Genomic DNA, 893 nt, shown 5'->3' on the forward strand with positions numbered 1-893 from the left:
GTGTTTGACAGGGGCGGTTAAAAGGTCCTGAACGAGTACCTATTTTTCCCGGATTATGTGCGGACGCTTCGTCATCACCTCACCGCCGGAGGCAATCAGGCTGCTCTTTGGCTACCTTGAGCAGCCCAACTTCCCGCCGCGGCACAATATTGCGCCGACCCAACCCGTTCCCGTGGTGATCTTGGAGAACGGCGGACGGCATTTTCGGCTGATGCGCTGGGGCCTGGTGCCCGCCTGGGTCAAGGATCCCCGCCAAGTCGGCCTATTGTTCAACGCCCGCTCGGAGACGGTGCTGCAAAAGCCCGCCTTCAAGAACGCGATTCGGCGCCGCCGCTCGCTGATCCCGGCCGACGGCTATTATGAATGGCACGACGAGGGCGGCCGCAAGCGGCCCTATTTCATCTATCGCCGCGACCAGCAGCCGGTCGGCTTCGCCGCGCTGGCGGAGACCTGGATGGGTCCGAACGGCGAGGAGGTCGATACGGTTGCGATCATCACTGCGCCGGCGAGCGCCGATCTGGCGAGATTGCATCCCCGCGTACCCGTGACGATTTCGCCCGAGGCCTTCGAGCACTGGCTCGATTGCCGCAACGACGAGGTCTCGTTGGCGATGCCGCTCTTGAAGGGCCCGGCGGTCGGCGAATTCGCCTGGCATGAGGTTTCGACGCGGGTCAACCCCGCCGCCAATGACGATGCGCAATTGCTGCTGCCGATCACGGACGAGGAGCGCGCCGCCGAGCCGCAAAAGCCGAAGCGGCCGGCACCACGCAAGGCGCCGCCGACGGTGGAAGACGACGGGCAGGGATCGTTGTTTTGATGTCGTAGGGTGGGCAAAGCGCAGCGTGCCCACCATCCCGAGCGGAGTGCTTAATGGGGGGCACGCTGCGCTTTGC

At 64.5% G+C, this 893-nt stretch carries 1 protein-coding gene; it reads left to right on the forward strand.

Annotated elements, in window-relative coordinates; translation table 11 throughout:
- Nucleotides 1-55 precede the first annotated feature (55 nt).
- Nucleotides 56-817 carry an SOS response-associated peptidase gene (locus CWO89_RS44595; RefSeq protein WP_130584427.1) on the forward strand — a complete coding sequence of 254 codons (762 nt, stop codon included), beginning with the start codon at nt 56-58 and terminating at the stop codon, nt 815-817.
- Nucleotides 818-893 lie beyond the last annotated feature (76 nt).

Origin of the sequence: Bradyrhizobium sp. Leo170 (assembly GCF_004296405.1) — a bacterium.
Lineage (GTDB): Bacteria > Pseudomonadota > Alphaproteobacteria > Rhizobiales > Xanthobacteraceae > Bradyrhizobium.